General features: G+C 50.2%; 1 protein-coding gene. It reads left to right on the forward strand.

Translation table 11 applies throughout. The features are described 5' to 3' along the window. Positions 1-10: 10 nt before the first annotated feature. The coding region (locus tag LI114_RS13975; RefSeq protein ID WP_227221163.1) for a hypothetical protein at positions 11-257 on the forward strand (247 nt) is incomplete at its 3' end.

The raw sequence follows: 257 nt of genomic DNA on the forward strand, positions 1-257 counted from the left end.
GTAAACCACAATGAAGAAATACAACTGTAATAACACGCTGGAATATGTGCACGAATCAGTCCGCATATGCAGAACGTTCAACGAGTGCTCGGGCTGTCCACTTGCGGAGCTGCACTGCGAACTGTACGAGATTACGCCCGAACACATCAGATGTGTGCAGGCATGGTCTGACGCGAACCCCGAGATCACGCTGACCGACAAACAGGTCGAGATCTTTAAGGCGCTTGACTTGCTAGGGTTCAGATACATTGCAAAGG

The organism is Ruminococcus sp. 210702-SL.1.03 (assembly GCF_020559915.1).
GTDB lineage: Bacteria > Bacillota > Clostridia > Oscillospirales > Ruminococcaceae > YE71.